Annotated in this window: 14 protein-coding genes; 10 read left to right on the forward strand and 4 right to left on the reverse strand. The window is 67.4% G+C overall.

Going from position 1 to position 15,959, the window contains the following annotated elements:
* Positions 1-14 precede the first annotated feature (14 nt).
* The 4 genes from FHP25_RS05195 (at position 15) to FHP25_RS05210 (ending at position 3,112) form a co-directional block, all read left to right on the forward strand.
* The gene (locus FHP25_RS05195) at positions 15-494 is read left to right on the forward strand and encodes a cupredoxin domain-containing protein (RefSeq protein WP_147845837.1); all 480 of its coding nucleotides are present in this window, start codon (positions 15-17) and stop codon (positions 492-494) included.
* Between the two features lie 128 nt (positions 495-622).
* Entirely contained in the window at positions 623-919 is a 297-nt protein-coding gene (locus FHP25_RS05200) for a copper-binding protein (RefSeq protein ID WP_147845838.1), read from the forward strand.
* A 124-nt stretch (positions 920-1,043) separates the two neighbouring features.
* Entirely contained in the window at positions 1,044-1,793 is a 750-nt protein-coding gene (locus FHP25_RS05205) for a response regulator (RefSeq protein WP_147845839.1), read from the forward strand.
* Positions 1,790-3,112 carry an ATP-binding protein gene (locus FHP25_RS05210; RefSeq protein ID WP_147845840.1) on the forward strand — a complete coding sequence of 441 codons (1,323 nt, stop codon included), beginning with the start codon at positions 1,790-1,792 and terminating at the stop codon, positions 3,110-3,112. The genes FHP25_RS05205 and FHP25_RS05210 overlap by 4 nt, the downstream gene beginning before the upstream one ends.
* Here FHP25_RS05210 and FHP25_RS05215 read toward each other — a convergent pair.
* Positions 3,106-3,381 (reverse strand): hypothetical protein, encoded by a 276-nt coding sequence (locus FHP25_RS05215; protein ID WP_147845841.1) that lies wholly within the window; start codon positions 3,379-3,381, stop codon positions 3,106-3,108. The genes FHP25_RS05210 and FHP25_RS05215 overlap by 7 nt on opposite strands.
* Positions 3,382-3,542: 161 nt before the next feature.
* Here FHP25_RS05215 and FHP25_RS05220 point away from each other — a divergent pair, with 161 nt between their 5' ends.
* Positions 3,543-4,778 carry a porin gene (locus FHP25_RS05220; RefSeq protein WP_147845842.1) on the forward strand — a complete coding sequence of 412 codons (1,236 nt, stop codon included), beginning with the start codon at positions 3,543-3,545 and terminating at the stop codon, positions 4,776-4,778.
* Between the two features lie 131 nt (positions 4,779-4,909).
* On the opposite strand, the gene FHP25_RS05225 is transcribed toward FHP25_RS05220, so the two are convergent.
* Entirely contained in the window at positions 4,910-5,590 is a 681-nt protein-coding gene (locus tag FHP25_RS05225) for a Crp/Fnr family transcriptional regulator (protein ID WP_147845843.1), read from the reverse strand.
* Between the two features lie 154 nt (positions 5,591-5,744).
* Between FHP25_RS05225 and FHP25_RS05230 the strand changes: the two genes are divergently transcribed.
* A complete protein-coding gene (locus FHP25_RS05230; protein WP_218578192.1) occupies positions 5,745-7,436 on the forward strand; it encodes a c-type cytochrome in 1,692 nt (563 codons plus the stop codon).
* 19 nt (positions 7,437-7,455) lie between these two features.
* The gene (locus FHP25_RS05235; RefSeq protein ID WP_147845844.1) at positions 7,456-10,632 is read left to right on the forward strand and encodes an ATP-binding protein; all 3,177 of its coding nucleotides are present in this window, start codon (positions 7,456-7,458) and stop codon (positions 10,630-10,632) included.
* Here the strand turns inward: FHP25_RS05235 and FHP25_RS05240 are convergent.
* Positions 10,530-11,822: a hypothetical protein gene (locus FHP25_RS05240; RefSeq protein WP_147845845.1), complete on the reverse strand. Its 1,293-nt coding sequence runs from the start codon at positions 11,820-11,822 to the stop codon at positions 10,530-10,532. The genes FHP25_RS05235 and FHP25_RS05240 overlap by 103 nt on opposite strands.
* A gap of 271 nt (positions 11,823-12,093) precedes the next feature.
* Between FHP25_RS05240 and FHP25_RS05245 the strand changes: the two genes are divergently transcribed.
* Both FHP25_RS05245 and FHP25_RS05250 read left to right on the forward strand, forming a co-directional pair.
* Positions 12,094-13,251, forward strand: coding sequence for a helix-turn-helix transcriptional regulator (locus tag FHP25_RS05245; protein ID WP_147845846.1), 1,158 nt, complete (start codon positions 12,094-12,096; stop codon positions 13,249-13,251).
* A 60-nt stretch (positions 13,252-13,311) separates the two neighbouring features.
* Entirely contained in the window at positions 13,312-14,061 is a 750-nt protein-coding gene (locus tag FHP25_RS05250) for a C13 family peptidase (RefSeq protein ID WP_147845847.1), read from the forward strand.
* On the opposite strand, the gene FHP25_RS05255 is transcribed toward FHP25_RS05250, so the two are convergent.
* Positions 14,008-15,231, reverse strand: a complete 1,224-nt coding sequence (locus FHP25_RS05255) for a DUF1835 domain-containing protein (RefSeq protein WP_147845848.1) — start codon at positions 15,229-15,231, stop codon at positions 14,008-14,010. The two genes, FHP25_RS05250 and FHP25_RS05255, sit on opposite strands and share 54 nt — an antisense overlap.
* Positions 15,232-15,567: 336 nt before the next feature.
* Between FHP25_RS05255 and FHP25_RS05260 the strand changes: the two genes are divergently transcribed.
* The gene (locus FHP25_RS05260) at positions 15,568-15,924 is read left to right on the forward strand and encodes a hypothetical protein (protein ID WP_147845849.1); all 357 of its coding nucleotides are present in this window, start codon (positions 15,568-15,570) and stop codon (positions 15,922-15,924) included.
* Positions 15,925-15,959 lie beyond the last annotated feature (35 nt).

Here is a 15,959-nt window from a genome sequence, read left to right on the forward strand (position 1 = left end):
CACGGAGGATGGCAATGCGTTCATCATCTCTTGTCTTGTCCGTCATCGCCGCGCTGGCGATGCCGGGTGTGGCGCTCGCCGGGCCGGGCGGCCATGGCCACAGCCATGCCGACACCGCCTACGGCGAGCCGGGCGATCCCAAGAAGCCGGCCCGCATCGTCCAGATCGCGATGAACGAGTCCGACGGCAAGATGCTGTTCATCCCGGACAAGATCGAGGTGCGCCGCGGCGAGCAGATCCGCTTCATGCTGCGCAATGCCGGCGGCCAGGACCACGAGTTCGTTCTCGGCACGCTGGAGGAGAACCTCAAGCACGGCGAGGAGATGAAGAAGAACCCGGACATGGAGCACGACGATCCGAATTCGAAGCGCCTGGCGGCGAAGAAGACGGGCGAGATCGTCTGGAAGTTCACCAAGGCAGGCACGTTCGACTTCTCGTGCCTGATCCCCGGTCACCGCGAGTCCGGCATGTTCGGCACGGTGATCGTGAAATGAATGTCATCCCGAGCGCAGCGAGGGATCTCCTGCGGAAGACGCACGGTGCGCCATTTTCGCGAGATCCCTCTCCTGAGCCTGTCGAAGGGGCGCTCGGGATGACGGGCTGACCTCAAAAGGAGACTCACATGCGCAAGCTCACCACCACGCTCATCGCGGCTGCGGCCATCACCTTCGGCGGCATGGCGGCGGCTCTTGCCCAGGCAGCGCCGGTCAACGGCCACGTCGTCAAGATCGACGAGGGCGCCGGCAAGATCACGATCAAGCACGGGCCGATCAAGAACCTCGACATGGACGCCATGACCATGGTGTTCCGGGTCAAGGACCCGGCCATGCTCAAGGCCGTGAAGGCCGGCGACAACGTCACGTTCGAGGCCGACCGCGTCAACGGCGCGATCACGGTCACCAAGATCGAGAAGAAGTAGCTCGTCCACGCCGGCGGCGGGCGCGATCCAACGGACCGCTGCTCGCCGCTCCGCCAGCGGGCAAGGCCCTGCCCGTCGCAAGGCAGACCGGTGGTAGCCAGAGCGCGTGGTTGGTGACGACGAGATGCTGGACAAGCCGACTACAGCCGCGGACGGGCTGGAACCCGCCGCGCCACGCGTGCTGGTCGTCGACGACGACCCGCCGACGCGGCAGCTGGTCGTGCGCTACCTGACCGGCAACGGGATCCAGTCGCGTGGCGCGCGCGATGCGCGGGAGATGCGCGAGGCGCTGGCCGAAACCGAGTTCGACCTGATCGTGCTCGACATCATGCTGCCGGGCGTCTCGGGGCTCGATCTGTGCCGCGAGATCCGCCAGCGATCCACGATTCCGATCATCATGCTCACGGCCAAGGGCGACGAGACCGATCGGATCGTCGGCCTCGAGATCGGCGCCGACGACTACCTGTCCAAGCCGTTCAGCCCGCGCGAGCTGCTGGCGCGGACCAAGGCAGTCCTGCGCCGGCGTGACGGCACCCGGCCGCAGGCCGGCATCTTCACGTCGCGCCTGGGCTTCAGTGGCTGGACGTTGGATCTGACACGGCGCGAGCTCCTGTCACCGTCGGGCGCGGTGGTCGACCTCACGAGCGGCGAGCACGACCTGCTGGTTGCGTTCGTCGAGCATCCGCAGCGGGTGCTGTCGCGCGACCGGCTGCTGGACCTGGCGCGCAACCGGGTGGCGGCTGGCTTCGACCGCAGCGTCGACGTTCAGGTCAGCCGCCTGCGGCGCAAGATCGAGGGCGAGGGCGGCCAGCCCATGATCAAGACGGTGCGCGGCGTTGGCTACATGTTCGTCTCGGCGGTGCACAAGCTATGACGCTGGTGCCCGATACCCTGGCTGGCCGGACGATCGCGGTCCTGCTGATCGCGCTCGGGGCCTTCCATGCCTTCAGCCTGTGGCTCTACGACGCCGGGTCGCGCGCCGAGATCGGCTACACCAACGAGCGCCAGCTGGCGGAGCGGCTGATCGCGATCAAGCGCGCCATCCATGCCGAGCCGGTCGCGGCGCGGGACCGGCTGGCGCACAGCCTCTCGGGCGGCGCCATCGAGACGCATTGGGGACCCATGAGCCTGATCGCCGACACGCACCCGCGGGATCCGGCATCGATCGCGCTCAAGGCGCATCTGATCGAGCTTGTTCCGGAGATCGCGGCCGACGGCCTGCGGATCTCGATCTCGCACGAGCGCGATATTGGTCCTACCAAGCACGCGATCGGCGTGTCGGTCCGGCTGGCGGACGCGTCCTGGATAAACTTCTCCGTGGCCGATCCGGACGGCCCATCGGCAGCGTGGTACGGGATCCTGCTGTCAACGACCGTCATGGCGTTTGCGGTTCTCGTCGGGTCGGTGATCGTCGTCCGCAGCGTGACGGCGCCGCTGCGCGTGGTGGCGCAAGCAGCCCGGCGGCTGGGCACCGATCCCGCCGGCCCTCCCATTCTCGAGCGTGGGCCCAGGGAGGTGCGCGATGCGGCCGTGGCATTCAACGACATGCGCCGGCGCATCACGCGCCTGGTGGAGGACCGGGCGCGGACCCTGGCGGCGGTGTCGCACGACCTGCGCACACCGCTCACGCGTCTGCGCTTCCGCGCCGAAATGCTCGATGACCAGGACGCGCGGGCCAGCATCACCGCCGACCTCACGGAAATGGACGCGATGGTCGATGCGGTGCTCGCCTTCCTGCGCGGCGAGGCCGAGACCGAGGGGCTGCGGTCGACCGACCTCACCAGCTTGTGCGCCACGATCTGCGATGACCTGGCGGATCGCGGCCACGACGTGAGCCTGGCGCGCGCCGATCCGATGGTCGTGTCGGTGCGGCGCCTGATGCTGAAACGGGCCATCGGCAACCTGGTGGCCAACGGCGTGAAGCACGGCGGGCGCGTGCGCGTGTCCATCGAGGACCGCGGCGGGCAGGTGGCCGTCATCATCGACGATGACGGCCCCGGCATCCCGCCCGCCCACCTGGACGACGTGTTCGAGCCGTTCAGGCGGCTCGGCAATGCGCCGGCCCAGGAGGGGAGCGGGGTCGGGCTCGGCCTGACGGTGGCCCGCACGGCGGCGCGCGCCCATGGCGGGGACGTGCTCCTGCGCAATCGCCCCGAGGGCGGGCTACGAGCCGAGCTCGTGCTGCCTCACTGAGTCTGCTCGAGGAACTCGCGGCGATCGTGCTCGCGGAACTCCTCGGCGGCATGCGGCTGGGTGCGCGGATCCGGCCGGTCCGCCGACATGTCGAGGTAAGTCTTGCGGTCGTGGATGTGGCAGTCCGTCGACTTTGTCTCGTGGTGCTGGCATGCCGGCAACGAAGCGGCAGGCCCGGGGGAGGTCCGCGCCTGGGTTTGCGCCTGGGCCGGGGCCGTCAGCAGCGCGCCCATCACGGCAGCGACGACGATCGCGACACGGGTTCTCATTGTCATCTCCTTCGTACTCATCGAACGCTTCCGGAGATGGACATCGGCGGTAACCGCCGCGTGTCGCGTTTGTAACGAAATGTTTCGTTACGACCGGGAAACACTTGGGACACGCCGTGTCGCTAGGCTCCCCGCGTCGACACAAGAGTCGGGGGAGAAGCATGAAACGTGCACTGCTGGGAACAACCGCGCTCGCGGCGTGCGGCCTGTTGACGGCACCCGTCCAGGCCGCAGATCCGATCAAGCTCGAGGTACGCGGCTATTTCCAGGCGATGATCATCATTGGCCAGGTCGGTCGCGATGTCTCTCCCACGGGCGTGGGCCAGAGCTACCGCCCCGAGAACTTCAAGTACGAAGGCGAGATCTGGTTCACCGGCACGACGAAGCTCGACAACGGCACGTCGATGGGGATTCGTGTCGAGCTGGAAGCCTGGTCGCAAAGCACTGGCGTCTCGGCGACAAACCCCACCGGCACGTCGCAACAGATCGACGAGGGCTACCTCTTTGCGTTCGGCGACTGGGGACGCGTCGAATTCGGCAGCACGGACGCAGCCTCATTCAAGATGGTGTACTCGTCCCCATCCGCTCTGATCGGGTGGGGATTCAACGATCACAACTTCTGGCTCTGGGGCAACAACTTCCAGGCCAGCAACGGCGCCGGACGCGGCTTCACGATCCTCGGCACCGGGGCGTCCCAGAACGTCGGCTTCAGTGCCGACGCGAACAAGCTCACGTATTTCACGCCGAGGATGGCCGGTCTCCAGGTCGGCGTCTCCTATACACCGGCCTTTTCGGCGACCGGATCGACAGCGACATGCCAGTTCCGGTTCGGCGGCGGGAATTTCAACAATTGCCCACGAAACAACAATCTATGGCACAACGGAATCGATATCGGCGCCAACTACCTCAACAAGTTCGGCGATGTCTCCGTGGCGCTTTATGGCGGCTACGCCACGGCCGGCTTCGACCGGGGGCCTGCCGGCGCTGGCAACGCCCCGGCGCCGTCCATCTTCGGCCGCTACAAGACCTGGGCAGCGGGCGCCCAGCTCGGCTTCGCCGGCTTCACGCTCGGCGGCGGCCTGGGCCGCGACAACATGGGCATGAAGGGCGCCAACGCGGTGCGCTGGTACACCGCCTCGCTGATGTACGAGACCGGGCCGTGGCAGCTTTCGGCCGGGTGGTGGGGCGGCCGAAACGATGACCGCACGCTCACGCCCAGCAGCCAGAACGTGAGCGGCAAGGACAAGCTGGACTATTTGGAGGTCGGGGCCAACTACGCGCTCTCCCAGGGTATCAAGCTCACCGGCGGCGCCTTCTATTACATGGGCTCGGGCCAGTCGAAGAGCGAGAAGGCCGATACATGGGGCATTGTCTTCGGGACCGCGCTCACGTTCTGACGCAATCCGAAAGCGGCGGTCCATCAGTATGCTCCGGTAACGGTGCCGCCGCTTCGCCGGATCGACGCTGATTTTCTTTCATGTTCTCTCTCTCGGCGTCGCTCGCGGGCCCTTCGGGGCCCGCCTTTTTGTCAGTCGCCGAGGCGCTCGAGCCGCACCAGGTCGAGGATCCGGATCTCCCGCCGCCGGACCTCGACGATGCCTTCACTCTCCAGCCTGCTGAACTCGCGGCTGACTGCTTCCCGGTGCGAGCCGATGCGGGAGGCGATCTCATAGTGCGTCGGCGCCGGCTTGATCAGGAGGCCGCCGCGCGTCGACGCACCGCCGGTGGCCAGCTGCAGGAGCTCCTTTCGCACCCGCTCGCGCAAGCCCAGCGCGCTGACGTCGAACACCCGTTCGGACATGGCCCGCAGCTTGGCCACCAGGACCTCCAGGAGGCGGAAAGCCACGCGGCCATTGCTCTGGAGCAGCGCTGTGAACTCCGGCGCCGTCATCCGCGCCACCACGCAGGTCGACAGCGTCACGACGGAAGAAGAGCGCGGCAGCCCATCGACCGCGGCGAACTCTCCGAAGAGGCCGCCAAGGCCGACGTCGTTGTAGGTGATCTCCCGGCCCGACGGCGAATAGCTGCTGATCCTGACGGAACCCTCCAGAACGAAGAACACATCATCCGTGCGGTCTTCCTGGCCGATGATCTGGACATGCTTGTCGTAACGACTGATGGAGCACAGCCTGGCGAGATGCGCGAGCTCCTCTTTGGACAGGTCTTCGAACAGCGCAATGACCCGAAGCAGGCGAGCATGCGTCTCCATGTGACGGCTGGTCCCCAAGCGTGTTGGATCAAAGCCTAGATCACACAATTATCAGCTGCAATCGAGGCTAAAATTTCACAAAGAATGCATGGATCGTCCGTAGGTTGTATGATACGTCTTCCATCTCACTGAGAGCTTGGGGGAGCTTTCAAGGATGGGTAGCCTGGGGGTGATGCGCATTGGCATTGCGCTCGCAGCGTCAGTGGGATTGGTCGCGCCGGCGACCGGGGGAGCAAACGCACAGCAGCAGCCGATCGCCGTCTTTCAGGAAGATTCGTGGACCGCCGCCAACCGCGACGAGTTCTACAGCCTGGATCAGGGATCGGAGATCATGCCGCTGGCCTGGATCAGGGCGCTGAAGCGGCTGAACGGCGAGCCATTCCTGTCCGACGGCCTGGCGCGCCACGGCTACCTGCCCAATCCCGCGAGCAAGGCCGGATTGCCGATAGGCTTTACGGTGGCCGGCAAGCCTGGCGCGGAAACCTTCGGCATGACGTGCGCCGCCTGCCACACGCGCCAGATCGAGGTCGGCGGCAGGTCGTACCGCATCGACGGGGGGCCGGCCCTCGCCGATTTCCAGAGCTTGCTGGTGGATCTTCAGTTCGCGGTGAACGCTGTCCTGGTTGACGCCACGGTGTTCGCCGACTTCGCGGCGAGCGTGCTGGGGGGCGCCCCCAAGGCGGACGAAGAAGCGGCGCTGCGCCAGGCGCTGGAGGCCTGGCATCATCGCTACGCGCTCTGGATGAGCGGGGTGCCGAGCGATGCGCCCTGGGGGCCGGGTCGCCTGGATGCGGTCGCAATGATCTTCAATCGCCTCACCGGGCTCGGTCTGGGGCCGCCGCCGCACCATGTGATCGCCAGGAACATACGGAGGGCCGATGCGCCCGTGCGTTCACCGTTCCTGTGGAATGCCGCCAGGCAGGATTTCACGCAATGGGCCGGATTCGCCGACAACGGCGATCCGATGACGGCATTGGCGCGCAATCTTGGGCAGGTCTTTGGAGTCTTCGCGCGCTTCCATCCGGAGAAGGACCCTGCCGACGATCTGCTCGGGTTCGACTACCTCAGGAAGAACTCGGCGAACTTCAAGGGGCTTCTCAGGCTCGAGGAGCTCACGCGATCGATCGGCGCGCCGCGCTGGCCGTGGAGCCTCGATGAGGCGCTCGCAGAGCAGGGCAAGCGGGTGTTCGCCGACCATTGTCAGAGCTGCCACGGCAAGGAGACGGGCACGCCGCGCGGCGGCCTCGACACCTGGAAGACGCGCATCATCCCGGCGGCGGAGATCAGGACAGACGCCCGGCAGCTTCACACCCTCCAGCGAACGGCATTTGCCGGCGTGCTCGAGGGTGCGACGGTGCCAACGCTCCAGGTCTTCAAGGGGCCTTTGAAGCACGAGGACCTGGCGCTAGGGATTCTCTCGGTCTCCATGGCAGGTACGCTGACCGCGTTTCAGCGCCAAGCGCAGGGGGCGCCGTCCGGCCCACCTTCCGGTGGCGATGCGGCCCGGGCGGAAGGGCATGTGCCCCGGAATGCGAAGCCAGGCTACGAGGCGCGAGTCCTCGAGGGTATCTGGGCGGCGGCACCCTACCTGCACAACGGGTCAGTGCCGACCTTGGACGACCTCCTGAAAAGGCCGGAGGATCGGCCCGCATCGTTCAAGGTCGGCCCGGCCTACGATATCGAGCGGATCGGACTTGCCCGGGAGCAGAGGCAATCCGATGCAGTATTGACGACGACCGATTGCCGTGAGCCGAGCTCCGGGAACAGCCGGTGCGGCCACGACTACGGAACCGACCTGCCGGACCACAAGAAGCGGCAGCTGCTCGAGTATCTCAAGAAGCTCTAGGCGGGCGACGGAAGAGGCGATGAACCGCCTGTCCCCACATGGAACGGTGCAGCGTGGCAAGCCGTTGCGACGCTACATTGCAATGCTCTTCGCCGACCTTTCGGACTCCACCAGGCTCGCCGCTGCCATGGAGGCGGAGGAGTATTCCGATCTCCTCGGCAGGCTCAGGTGGGCCTATCAGGATGTCATCTCGAAGCACGGCGGCGTCATTGCCCGCGTGCAGGGCGATGGCGTGCTGGCGATCTTCGGCTATCCGGATGCCCACGAGGATGACGGCCGGCGCGCCACGGAAGCGGCGCTCGATCTGCATGACACGGTTCGGCGCTTCCAATCATCGGTGCCGTCGACGTCCCTCGGCCTGCATACGGGCGTGCACGCGGGCCTCGTGCTCGTCGAGGAGGGCGACACCGTTCGCGGCCGTCTGGACCTGACCGGCAGCGCCATCAACGTTGCCGCACGGCTGTCCGCCGTCGCGACGCATGACGAGATCATTGTCGGCGAGGAAACCCTGAGCGCGGATGCCCATTTCTTCGAGGCTGGCGTCCGCCGCATCCTGACGCTGCGGGGCGTTGCTGAGCCGGTGGCGGTCTACCCGGTGCTCGCGCGCGCTTCCGTCAGCACGCGCTTCGAAGCCCGGGCCAAGCGGGGTCTCACGTCGTTCGTCGGGCGTGAGACGGAACTACGCTCGCTCGAGCGCGGCCTGGCGGATGCGATTGCAGGCAGGTCCGGCTACATCGCAATCGCTGGAGCGGCTGGCTTAGGGAAGACCCGCCTGGCAGAGGAGTTCCTGCACCGCGCCGCCGACGCCAGATGCCAGATCCTGCGAGGCTATTGCGAGAGCTACCTGAGCGCCGAACCGCTGCAGCCCTTCATCCAGATGCTGTGGTCGCTCTGCCAGATGCACCATGGCATCAGCGCCGCGACGGCCGCCGAGCGGCTCGATCGCACGCTGTCGGACATCGATCCTGATCTGCTCGCGTATCGCCCGGTTCTGCTCCGGGCCCTGTCGCTGGGCTCGGCCGTGCCGCTCGACGGGGCGGCCAGGCAGACCGCGCCGGAAACCGTCATCGAAGCCACGTGCGCCATCTTCGGCGCCCTGGCTGCCGTGAAGCCGCTGGTGATCTTCATCGATGACTGGCAATGGGCCGACGATGCGACACGCCAGACGCTCGGGCGAATCCGGAACATCGGGCGCGGGCCGATCCTGGTCCTGATCGCAAGCCGCGACTTCGCGCCCGGCGATCTGGCGATGAGCGATCTGGATGTCCTGGGACTAAGGCCGCTCACGGAGACGGAGGCGGAACAAACCATCAGCCAGCTCCTGCCGGGCATGGATCCCTTCGTGGTCCAGGATATCCGCGACTACTCGGGCGGCAACCCGCTGTTCCTGGAGGAGCTATGCCACTCGGTGGCGCACCAGAGCACGGCGCGCCGCATCGGCCATGCCCAGGCTGGCGCCGCCTGGCTCGACAAGCTCATTGAGGCGCGTGTCGAACGGCTGCCAGCGGACCAGGCCCAGCTGGTTCGCATGGCGGCCGTCATCGGCAACGTGATCCCGGTTTGGCTGCTGGAGAGGCTCAGTGGCTGCAACGTGCATCATCCGCTCGTCCTGGCGCTGATGAAGCAGGATCTGCTCTTCATGGGGGAGAGCGCCGGAACACTGCGCTTCAAGCACGGCATCGCGCGCGACGTGATCTATGACGCCGTCGGGCTCAGCCAGCGCATGGCGCTGCATCGGCAGATCGCCGAGGTGCTGCGGGAACAGGGCGCATCGGGTGGCGAGGAGGAGTTCTACGAGGCGCTTGCCTGCCACTACGGCGCGGCACGTCAGGCGCGTGAAGCAGCCAGGTACGCGGAGCTGGCGGGCGACAAGGCAGTGGCCACGTCCGCCCTGGACCGCGCTCAGGTCCAGTATCAGGCGGCGCTGGCCGCGCTTGACCTGCTCGAGTCTTCGCATGAGACATATGAGCGCTGGATCGGGATCGTGCAGCGCCTGGCTTTCGCCGCCGTGTTCGACCCGTCGCGGGAGCAGGTTGAAATCCTGCGGCGTGCGGTTACGCTGGCCACGAGCCGTGGCGATGCGCCGGCGATCGCTCGCACCGAATACTGGCTCGGATATCTGACTTATGCTCTCGGTGAAGGCCGTGTCGCGACGCGCTATCTGGCGTCAGCGCTCGCCTATGCGCGGCGGGCCAACGACGCGCGGCTGGTGGCGCAGGTCGAGGCCACGCTGGGAGAAGCGTGCGCGGCCACCTGTGACTACGGCAAGTCGCTTGCGCTGCTTGACAGCTCGATCAGGGCGAAGAGCCAGCGCCAGAAAGGGAGCCGGCCAGCAGTGGGCTTCGCCTATGCATTGGCCTGCAAGGCGGCGGTTCATGGCGACCGCGGCGAGTTCGAGCAGGCGCAAGTCTGCTTCGACGACGCGCTTGCAGCGGTGCGCGGCACCGGTCATGAAGTCGAGGGCTCGGTGCTGTGCTGGCGCAGCGGTGTATACCTTTGGCAGGGCTGCTGGGACGAGGCCTGGCGAACCGCCGTGGATGCGCTGCGGGTCGCCGAGCGTGTCAGGAGTCGCTACCTGTATGCGCAAAGCCTGTCGCTGGGTGGATATGCATCATGGATGATGCAGCGCTCGGCAGCGGCGCTGCAGACCATCGTGGACGCGACGTCCTGGCACCGGGCGCGTGGCCGCAGCCTGTTCATCTCGCTCAACTATGGCTGGCTGGCCGACGGCATGGCCGCGAGCGGACGATGGGCGGAAGGGCGAGCATATGTGGCCCGGACGCTGATGCGCAGCCGTGGGCACGATAGATTGGGCGAAGCCATGGCATATCGCGCCATGGCACGCGCCTCGGCAGCCGGTCAGGCCCGTCGGCCACCGGCGTACTATATCGAGCTCGCAAGGAGGGCGGCATCGGCGCGGGACTCCTCCCACGAGATGGCTGCCACTCAGCTCTGCGATGCCGAGATCAAGCTCGGCCAGGGTGACCTCACCGCGGCCATCGTGCTGCTCGAGCAGGCGGGACACGCGTTCCGGGGGATGGGCATGGCCTGGCATCTGGCCGAGACGGCCCGGCTGCACCGCCTCTGTCAGGCTCAGGCTGTGCCGGGGGCGACCGGGGCCGCGGACGTCACCGGCGCTGGGGAAGTCATTGCGCCAGCGATGATCCCGAGCAGAATGCCCATGCCCATCCGGTAGCCGGGACATGCGTGCGTCGGATGAGGCTCTCTTCCGCGGCTGCCGCCAAAGATCGGCGTGACGTCGGTGACACCTTTGCGCAGATCTTCCTGGGTGGCCGACTCGATGCTGACATGGATCCTGTCGCCCTTGGACACCTTCTCCCCGTTGAGCAGGTGATCCGCCGCGGCCGTGCGCCAGACGCTTCCGGGCGTAGGCCGCATCTGCATCGCCTGCATCAGCGGCTCCTCAAGAACGGCACACGCTTTCTTGTACAGATCTTCCGACGGATGCGCCGCGAACGCGGCGGCAAGGGCGTCGTACCTGTTGGTCCGTTTCCAAATCTCCAAGACGGCAAGTAGATTGAGCTGCACCGTGGGCAGCATGCCCATCATCACGCCAACGATGGTGCGGGCGAGCAGGTCGGCCTGGCCCGGGAAGGCCTTGAAGAGGGCTCGTGTCAAGGTGCCGTCCGGCGTCGTCCCGTCTCGGTGATGCCCGGTCACGAACTGCCGCACGGACAGCCGCAGAAGATGGCCCTTCACCATGCCTGACCAGGCTCGCTTCGCATCCGGCGAAAGCTCCGTTATGGAGTGCGACAGGAAGGCGAAATCTCCCGGACATTTCGGCGGATGTGCGGTGTCGAGGCCGAACCCACCTTCCATCATGTGCACGCCATCCGGCAGGCCGAACCAGTGTGTGCAAAGCGCTGCCAGCACCCTCACAGACAATTTCTCCGCGTCGCCTGGCGCGATGCCCTGCTGATCTATCGCATTTCTTGTCTTGTCGAATGCAAGGCGGAACGCCTCCTCGGCCGCGACGGCCGAGATGGCCGCATTGGATTTCCACGCCTGCTCGCCATACCGCTTGTCGCTTCCGTCAAGGCCGAGATAGATCAGGCCCAGGCTGTCTTCCATGCGCTCAGCATAGCCGCTGACGGAATAGTGTTGAGCCGCATCCTCGAAGACCTCCATCACCCGTTCCTTGCCGGTGACCCGGATCACATCGGCCGACCGGACGACATCCCGCTGTTGATCGAGGTCAGGCAGGTTGAGAGGTCCGGCAGCGTCGAGGGCGGGTGCGCTCCCCCGAAACGCGTCGGCAGCATGAGCGAGACTTGGCGGAAGCAAATCTCCGATGTCGCGAGCATTCTCAACCATGCGTTGGGCATCGATGATCTTTTCCTCACTCCATTTGGAATCTGATGGCATTGAATCTCTCCGAGTCCGTGTCGAGTGGGACATCGGCGGCACGCTTCGGCGACTCAGATCATATTTTGCGCGGATGCCCATCCCCGACCATTATTATAACCGCAAAGAAATTCCGGCACGCCATAAGAAAACTACGCAATGTGATACTCGTCACATTCGAGCTGGTTTTGCCCCCCTAAGGTGGCCGTCGCCTGCGGGAGGACAGCCGTGACCGGATACGCGACCGGAACGGAGCGCGTCACGCTCTCGCCCTTGCGCGGTAGCATCACCTATGTCCGATACATCCCACTTCTTGATCGTCGAGAGCATCTATGAGGCGGCAGCCGATCCGTCGCAGTGGAGCCGGGCGCTGAGCCGGCTGGCAGCGTCGATCGGCGGCCAGAGCTTCATGGTGGTGCACGACCCGGTCCAGGGTGTCGGGACCTGCTCCTGGCATGCCAACTGGGACCCGCGTTGGGTCGCGGCCTACGATCGGCACTACGCCAGCCGAAACCCCTGGCTGGCGCGGGTGGCGCGGCGGCCGGCAGGCCGGGCCGAGCCGGCCGAGTTCTTCCTGGCCCGCGCCGACCTCCGCAAGACCGAGTGGTACAACGATTTCCTGCGGCCGCAGGGGCTTGGCAGCGCCATCGGCGTGACCCTGTTGCAGGACCGCACACGCTACATCACCGCCGGCGTGCTGGTTCCCGAGCGCGATGAAGCCGAGCACAAGGCTTCCGTGGCCTTCCTGCAGCGTCTTGCGCCACATCTGCAGCGGGCGCTGCAGGTCAATCGCCAGCTTGCCGGTGCCGACATGCAGTGGCAGGCGGCGCAAGCCTGCTTCGATCGTCTGGATACGGGCGTGGTGCTGGTGGGAAGCGACCGGCGGATCCGTCTCGCCAACGCCCAGGCGCAGCGGATCCTGCGCGAAGGCGACGGGTTGAGCCAGGACCGCGACGGCCATCTGCGCGCCGCTTCCGGCACCGACGACCGCCTCGTGCAGGCCGCCCTGCAGTCGATCCTTGTCGGCGATGCCATGCCATCGGGCGCCGGTGACGTCCTGGCGGTGCGCCGCCGCTCCGCGAAGCGGCCCTATGGCCTTCTCGTCGCCGGCCTGCGGCCATCGTCGATGATGCCCGACGCCGCCGGCACGATGGCGATCGTGCTCATCATGGCTTCGGATGGCGAGCGGACGATCAAGGCCGAAACCGTCGCGAAGCTTCTCGAGCTGACGGGCGCCGAGGCGCGCGTCGTCACCTTGCTGGCCTCGGGCGTGCGCGCGCCCGATATCGGTCCGGCCATGAACGTCAGCTATAACACCGTGCGCACGCTGCTGGCGCGCGCCATGGCCAAGACCGAAACCACCACCCAGGCCAACCTGGTGCGGCTGGCCGTCTCGGCCGGCGGCGGCGCGCTGGCGCGAGCGCCCGCGATCGCGGCGCGGCCAACGTGATCGTATTTCATCGCACCGCGCTCTAAAGTCGGCGGCAAGGATTGCCGCAAGGGCCGGATCATGATGCCATCGCTCGTCGCACGCTGCCTTGCCGGGGCGCTGCTGGTGCTCACCTCGGCCTGCGTGCAGCAGCAGGCGCCATCGGCGTCCCCGGCGGCGGCGCCGGTCCTCTCCTGGAAGGCGCTGCTGATCGGCGGCGACGATGCGCAGCCGGTGTTCAGCAACGCCGTCGACACCCTGCAGCAGCGCCTGGCGGCGTTCGGCGTGGCGGCGCAGGACATCGCCGTGCTCAAGAGCGACGCGCCGCCGGGAGAGGGCGTGGCCAACCGCGCCAATGTCGAGCGGCAGGTGCACCGCCTGGCCGGGACGGCGGCCACCGGCTGCTTCGTCTTCATCACCGCCCATGGCTATCCGCGGGGCGGGCTGGTGCTGGCGCGCTCGCGCATCGTGATCCGGCCCGGCGACCTCGACCGCCTGCTCGAGCGCGCCTGCGGCGCGCTGCCGACCGTGGCCATCGCCTCGGGCTGCTTCTCCGGCGTCTACACCGACGATGCCACCCTGCGCCGGCCCAACCGCATCGTGCTCGCCGCCGCGCGCGCCGACCTGCCGTCCTTCGGCTGCAGCGCCAGCGAACGCTACACCTACTATGATCGCTGCTTTCTCGATGTGCTGCAGCAGGGCGCGCCCTGGCAGGCGATCGCCGCCAGGGTCAGCCAGTGCGTGTCCGGGATCGAGCGCCGCAGCGGCGATCCACCCTCACACCCCCAGGCCTTCTTCGGCGCCGCCGTCGCGCGCCTGGCGGCGTTCTGAGCGCACCGGCCGGCCCTGTCCGGCCGACCAGCGCCATCCCGGCGCATCGGCGGCGATGCGCACGCCGCCGACCCAGCGCCCGGGCAGGCGCAGCTGCGTGCCGTCGGATCGGCCCGCCAGCAGGGCGGCGCCGATCTCCGTCAGCCGGTAGGCCTGCTGCGGCCAGGGTTGCCGGGCCGTGGCGTCATCGAGCGCCACAGGCGGCGCGCCGGCTTCGGCCATGTCGCGCAGGATGGCGCGGAACATCAGATCGCCGAGGAAGGGCAGGGGCTCGCGCGCCTGGGTGGCGTGGAACAGCGCCGACACCGTGCCCGGACCATCCTGGAGCTGGGCCAGGATCAGGCGCTGCGTCAGGCTCAACCCGTCCTGCGTCCAGGGCAGCTCCTGCAGGTGCCGCGTCAGCGCCCCGGCCATGGCCGGCAGCTCGGGCGTGCCCGAGGCGGCGACGGCATGCAGCGCCATGGGGGCGGGCTCGCGCAGGGCCGTCCAGACGGCATGGCCCAGCCGCAGCTGCGCCGCGGTCACCGGGCGGCGGGTCTCCCACAGCGAGCGCAAGGCCGCCGGTGACAGCTGCCCCAGCCCGACATAGCGATGCGTCATCGGGAAGCGGTCGGCGCAGATCAGGTCCAGCGGCGGCGGGCGCGTCGCCGCCTGGAGCGCGGCCAGCACGCGGGCCAGCACGAGCTGGTCGTAGCTGTCGTGCTCGAACCACAGCACGATGCGCTGCGTGCCCGCGGCCAGCCGTGACAGCGCCGCGTCCTGGGCCGCCAGCCTGGCCGCGGCCGCCTCCGGCGTCGTGTCGTAGGCCGCCGCGATGAAGCGGCTGCGGATGGCGGCCAGGTCACCGTCGCGGGGCACGGGCCCCTGGCAATAGGGATCGCTGAACTCGACGAAGCGGCCGGTGAAGCCGGCCTGCGCCAGGCCTTCGCCGATATCCGAGCCGCAGCGCAGATGCATCGTCGGCTGTCCGGCGTCAGGGGCGGGCGCCCGGCCGGCAATGTCGCGTCGGGCACGCTCCAGGCGCTCGACATGGACCTTGAGCTGCGGCCAGCTCGCCAGCCCCAGCTCGCGGGCGATGACCAGCTGCGCGTCGCTGAGCCTGCCCAGGTGCTGCGTGCGGCATGTCGGCCGGCATGACGTCGCGCGCGGCGGGGTGGTGCCGCCTGACACGCTCGACGGCCTCGGGCGCGCACCGCGCTATTGCCTGCCGCAGCTCCTTGGCGCGGGTCTTCTGCTGCTGGAGATTGAAACGCTGGTCGTCGCCGCGCAAAGCTGCGTCGGTCATGGCGATCCCCTTTGCTGGTGCCTGTGTCCGCATGACAGACCAAAAGGGATTAAGACGTAATCGTCGCTGCTGGTTGTGGGCGCTGCCCTTCCCGCGGACCGGATGCGTCAACCTCGCTGCCGCAACATAGCGCCCGCCGGGCCTGATTCAAGAGTGGATTGGCTGTTGACAGTGAGTATTCGCTCATATAAAAAGAGCACATACTCATTTCGGAACCTGCCATGAGCGTCGTATCCCAACCTCAGCAAGCGTCGTACCCGTCCAGCGCCGTGGCCACCGCCCATCCCTTCGCCAAGGCGTTCGCCTCGGGCGGCCTGGTCTATATCGTCGCGACGTCGGTCATGCTGCTGCTGGCCCTGCGTGCGCTGCCGGTGGATGCGACGTCCTACGAGCTCGGCTACGCCACGGCGCGGGCGCTGGCGCAGTTCACCGTGGCCGGCTTCGTGCCGGCGCTGATCATGGGCATGGCCGTCCAGCAGTCGCCGCGGCGCTGGCGCTTCTGGCAGATCTCGCTTTCGGTGATGGCCATGTTCTGCGTGACTGCCGCGCTGCAGACCCTGGGGACCACGCCGCACTGAGCCACATCGGCCCCGACGCCCACCTTGTGCTATCG

The organism is Vineibacter terrae (genome assembly GCF_008039615.1).
Classification (GTDB): domain Bacteria; phylum Pseudomonadota; class Alphaproteobacteria; order Reyranellales; family Reyranellaceae; genus Vineibacter; species Vineibacter terrae.